This window comes from uncultured Chryseobacterium sp. (assembly GCF_913776365.1).
Classification (GTDB): domain Bacteria; phylum Bacteroidota; class Bacteroidia; order Flavobacteriales; family Weeksellaceae; genus Chryseobacterium.
Genome location: NZ_CAJYMO010000114.1, coordinates 1 through 5,243 on the forward strand (window position 1 = coordinate 1; position 5,243 = coordinate 5,243).

A 5,243-nucleotide genomic window follows, 5' to 3' on the forward strand; every position below is an offset into this window, starting at 1 on the left:
CATAATACAGGCCGTCTGCTGTTCTGTAAATGTCCACGCCGTCGTTGCGCAGCTGGTTTCCGGAGTTCCATTCTGATCTTTTTGCCGGATCGCTCACCCACAGGTTAACAAAATCCTTATCCGAATAGGCCGCCCCGATCCTGCCAAGGTCATAATCCGTTGCATTGATTTTCCCCGGAGCCTGGAGTTGGACGAAAGGCCTGGTGGAAGCATCCGTCGTCTGCCTGAACAGGGCGTCGATCACGTCCTGCTTGATTTCCACATTACTGAATTTATAGTTTTCTGCAATCTGCATCAGCGCTTTCTCCGCGAAGGCACGGGAAGGCTTTTCGCCGCCGTCTTTCCAATACTTCAGCAGCTGTTCATATTCGGGGGTGATCTTCACATTGGTGATTCCGGCAATATTATCAATTTTTTTCATCGGCCAGAAGGCATATCCGATGTTGTGCCTGTCCAGCAGCTGGATCAGTTCCGTAAACCATACGTTCGAATTTTCCCCGGTTTCGCCCAGCCAGACCGGTACATTGTGCTTTTTTCTCAGGTCCAGGATCGGCTTCAGGGCAGCGTCGTCATTATTCGTCCAGTATTTGTGGAAGCTAAAGACCAGGTTGTTATCCCACAGCGGGGTCAGCCCGTTGTAATTGTTTCCCCATCCGTTCCCTTCGATGATGATGATATGCTTCTGATCAACTTTACGGATCGCTTCTGTGATGTTCCGCTGCAGTTTCCAGAGCGGTGCATTGGACATCTCGTCCGTTCCGTTCGGGTTTTTGCCTGTAAAATTGATATTAGGTTCGTTAATCAGGTCATAACCGCCGATCCAGGGCTCGTCTTTATAGCGTTCTGCCAGCTTCTTCCATAACGATATGGTCTTCCGCTGGTTCTCCTCGCTTTCCCAGAGGGAAGGTTTCGATTTGTCGTTATCGGAAATATTGACGTCGTTTCCCTGTCCGCCGGGCGTGGCATGAAGATCCAGGATCAGATACATTTTGTTGTCGGCACACCATTTCAGCAGGTCATCGGTCATTTTAAAGCCTTCTTCCAGCCAGGTATCCTTTCCTTTTACCTGTTCTTTCTCAATAGGTAAGGTATAGAGGTTATAGTGCATGGGAAGCCTGATTGAATTGAATCCTGCTTTTTTCAGGAAATCGATGTCCTGCCGGGTAATTCCGTTTTTAATATAGGCTTTGTAGAATTCATTCATCCCGTCTTCCCCGATCAGTTCGGCAATCTTTTCCCTGATTTTGTACTGCGGGCCGGCAAAGTCGGCGGTTTTCAGCATATAGCCTTCCTGCAGCATCCATCCGCCCAGGCCCAGGCCGCGCAGCTGGATATTTTCACCTTTGTCGTTCACGATTTTCTGTCCGTCAGCTTTTAATAATTGTGATGTCCCAAATTGAGACAATAAAAAGGCGGATAATAGGAGGGCTCTTTTCATAAGGATTTAATGATTTAAATAATAAGGAGTTTAGTTTTAGAAGTCTGTATTTATAGAATCACAAATATATTTAAAATTATCCATTACCTTTTGTTTTTATAAGAAAATTAATACCTGTGGTGACATCAGCAGTATGTAACCGGGCTACTGTCTGAAACTTATCATCTTTGGATGCTTTTTAAGTGGGCATGCATATATAAGCAGCAGGAAATGCTATCTTTATACATAAAAAACGAGATGAATGACACAGAATTTCAGAAAATATGGGAACCTTTGGGACCGTTTTCAGAATTTGAGGTACAACTCTTCAACCGTAAGCTTGTTAAGAAAAAAATTTCCAAAGATCAAGTACTGCAACGGCCAGGTGAAATTCCGCAATCTGTATTTTTCATTCTGAAAGGGTCTTTTTACCAATTTCATACCTGTCCGGTAAGCGATGAGAAAAGGATAATTGATCTTCATGTGCAAGATGAATGGTTTTGTGATACTGCAAACCTCCTAAAACAATTACCGTCAAAATCAGCGACTGCCTGTTTTGCCGACGCTGAAATTGCTGAGCTTAGTTTGGAAAGTATGCATGAGCTCATCGGGTTGTCCCCGCGTTTTTTACAGCTTAATTCAATTTTTGGAAGGCTGAATTCCAGGTTAGAGATGTACGATGAAAACATGAATCCGGCGCAGAAATACAATCATCTGCTTACCTCCAGGCCGCAGCTTTTGCAGGCGTTTCCGCTTTCTATGATCGCATCTTATCTTAAAATGCGGCCGGAGACGCTTAGCCGTGTGAGGGCAGACGTTATTATTTGATTTTAATCAAGTGTGGGTATGCTTTTTTATGATGATATTTGAATAAAAATTATGATAGAAACAATAGTACCGAAGTTACCGATGCATCACAGGAAAGAAACTGAAAAATTTTATCGTATATTAGGTTTCGAAACCCTGCCGGGGAGCCTTCAGCATTACCTGATGATGAGAAATGGAGCCCTGGAAATTCATTTTTTTGAACACAGAGATCTCGAATGTGATCAGAATTACGGCCAGATCTACATCCGCTGCTCGGCATTGGAGCAGCTTTACAATCAATACACCAGCCTCGGAGTAGAGATTCATCCGGAAGGCAGCCTGAAAAAAAAGCCCTGGGGACAGACGGAATTTTCAATCCTCGATCCTGTACATAACCTCATCACTTTTGGCGAGAACATCCATGCTGTTCAACAATAGTCCATCATTATTCAACAGTATTGAAATAAAATACGCCTTTCCGTAATGAAAGGCGTATTTCTATATCATTGGATGTAAAATAGATAAGATTACGAAATGAGTTTCATAACTTCCAACGCCACTTTCAGCGCTTCTGTTCCGTCCTGGATTGAAACTTCCACATGCTTGTTTTTGGTAATCGAACCGGCGAAAGAGTTCAGCTCATCAAGAATGGCATTATTAGGCTGAATGTTCGGGTATTCAAATAAAATCTGGTTTTTTTCGCCTTCCGCATTTTCAATGATCATATCAAAAGGGGTAGGCGTCTCCGGTGCATCTTTCATCCGGATGACTTCTGCTTTCTTTTCAAGGAAATCTACCGAGATGTAAGCGTCTTTCTGGAAGAACCTGCTTTTTCTCATGGCTTTCATCGAAATCCTGGAAGTCGTAAGGTTGGCCACGCACCGTTTTCAAATTCGATTCTTGCATTGGCGATATCCGGGGTTTTGCTGACGACACAAACACCGCTGGCATGGATGTTTTTCACTTTTGATTTTACGATGCTCAGCAGGATATCGAGGTCATGGATCATCAGGTCCAGGACTACGGAAACATCCGTTCCGCGGGGATTGAATTCCGCCAACCGGTGGATTTCGATAAACATCGGGTGATGAATATACTCCTTGGTAGCAATAAAGGCAGGGTTGTACCTTTCCACATGTCCTACCTGGGCTTTGATTCCTTTTTCACTGCATTTCTGAAGAAGCTCTTCTGCCTGCTCCAGGGTATGGGTTACCGGTTTTTCAATAAAAAAGTGAAGGCCTTTATCAATGGCTTTTAAAGCGTAATCGTAGTGGTAGAGCGTGGGCGTAACAATGTCCAGCATATCAATCCTTTCCAGCAGCTCATCCAGATTTTCAAAATACCGGTATCCGAATTCGGCTTCCAGTTTCCTGCCGTTTTCGGCATCTTTGTCATGAAAGCCAACCAGTTCATACTGATCCGACTGATGAAGAAGCTTCAAATGTATTTTTCCCAAATGTCCGGCTCCTACCAAACCTGCTTTTAACATAGCTGTATTAAATTTCTGTAAAGATAATAATTTTAAGGTTTCTTATGGGATGATAGATTTTAGGTGAAAATATAGGTTCATTATTTAAAGCGGAAGCATTTAACAATTTACTCGGGAATTAGTGTATTGTAATTTAGCGTGTTGTTGGAAATCGCAACGTCACAAAGGTTTTAGAGAGAAATGTACTGCTTTTAAGTAGCAGGGAATTTGACAAATCAAATTGGTGTACCGCTGAATTTGTCGTTTTATATTGTTACTGAGCGGCATATAATTGTATCAGGGATATAATCTTGGAGCCTTTCAACGGAACCATTTAACAGTTGCCTCGGGAATTTGTGTGTTCAAATATGAGATCTATTGTGATCAAAGACAGCGCATTAATTATCAATAAAATTAAATTTTTCTGATGCGTACTTATTTATTTTCGAATTAATTTTTACTTCCTGCTCATACACATTAATTTAATATTCTTCTTCAGTTTTCGGGGTTGACAGGTACTGAATGTTTTTATATTTTTGTGGAAATTATTTCACATACCTAATAACTCTCATGATGCAGGATTCGTTTGTACATAAAGGAAAAAGAAAGATTTTGGTTGACTATCTCCGGAACAGGATCGGGATTTCAGATGAACGGGTCCTCGCTGCCATAAATGAAGTTCCCCGCCATCTTTTCATCGAAAGCATCTTTGAGGATTTTGCCTACGAAGACCGGGCGTTCCCTATTCTTGCGCATCAGACGATTTCCCATCCTTCGACAGTAGCCGAGCAATCCGAGCTGCTCCAGGTAAGCCCCGGTGATAAGGTGCTGGAAATCGGAACGGGCTGCGGATACCAGACCGCTGTCCTGCTGGCCATGAAGGCTCATGTCTATACCGTAGAGCGCCAGAAAGACCTTTTTGACTTTTCGAAAAACAAACTCCGGGAAATGCACCTGTATCCTAAATTCCAGAGCTTCGGGGACGGTTTTGCAGGGCTCCCTACTTTTGCTCCTTTTGACCGGATCATCGTGACCTGCGGAGCTTCGGTACTGCCAACCGAACTGCTGAAACAGCTGAAGGTCGGCGGTAAGATGGTCATCCCATTAGGCCCTTCCGATGAGCAGGTCCTGTACCGCTTCACCAAAGTTTCCCCGACTGAATTTGAAAAAGAGGAATTCGGAGCCTATAAATTTGTGCCGATGCTGGGAAGCACGAATCAATAAAACCGGCGCCGGTTCGACAGTTTTTTTGACGTGGATAAGTGTAAGTCAGGTTTTTAAACTAAAGGCCGAAGGCTGGATATTCTATGCCGGAAGTTATTTCACTGTTAAAATCTTTCGCTGATAAGCCAACTGCCAATTGCCAGCAACCATCCGTAACACCTAAAGTTTTTCAAAGAAAATATCTCCTGAATCATTCAGAGGATATCATTATGTATGCAGGGCAGAAGCAACAAGCCAATTGCCAGCAGCCATAAGCCACTCTTACTATCTTAAATTGTTAAAGAAAATGTCCCCTGAATCATTCAGAGGATATCATTATGTATGCAG

At 43.1% G+C, this 5,243-nt stretch carries 4 protein-coding genes and 1 pseudogene; 3 read left to right on the forward strand and 2 right to left on the reverse strand.

Features of this window, described 5'->3' with window-relative positions; genetic code table 11:
- The coding region (locus QZ735_RS05530; RefSeq protein ID WP_367117830.1) for a cellulase family glycosylhydrolase at nucleotides 1-1,354 on the reverse strand (1,354 nt) is incomplete at its 3' end.
- 321 nt (nucleotides 1,355-1,675) lie between these two features.
- On the opposite strand from QZ735_RS05530, the gene QZ735_RS05535 reads away from it, so the two are divergent.
- Nucleotides 1,676-2,245: a cyclic nucleotide-binding domain-containing protein gene (locus tag QZ735_RS05535; protein WP_294245330.1), complete on the forward strand. Its 570-nt coding sequence runs from the start codon at nucleotides 1,676-1,678 to the stop codon at nucleotides 2,243-2,245.
- A gap of 51 nt (nucleotides 2,246-2,296) precedes the next feature.
- Nucleotides 2,297-2,662: a VOC family protein gene (locus tag QZ735_RS05540; RefSeq protein WP_294245333.1), complete on the forward strand. Its 366-nt coding sequence runs from the start codon at nucleotides 2,297-2,299 to the stop codon at nucleotides 2,660-2,662.
- A gap of 89 nt (nucleotides 2,663-2,751) precedes the next feature.
- Here QZ735_RS05540 and QZ735_RS05545 read toward each other — a convergent pair.
- Nucleotides 2,752-3,713: pseudogene (locus tag QZ735_RS05545) on the reverse strand (Gfo/Idh/MocA family protein).
- A gap of 552 nt (nucleotides 3,714-4,265) precedes the next feature.
- Here QZ735_RS05545 and QZ735_RS05550 point away from each other — a divergent pair.
- Nucleotides 4,266-4,916, forward strand: coding sequence for a protein-L-isoaspartate(D-aspartate) O-methyltransferase (locus QZ735_RS05550; protein WP_294245336.1), 651 nt, complete (start codon nucleotides 4,266-4,268; stop codon nucleotides 4,914-4,916).
- Nucleotides 4,917-5,243: the final 327 nt, after the last annotated feature.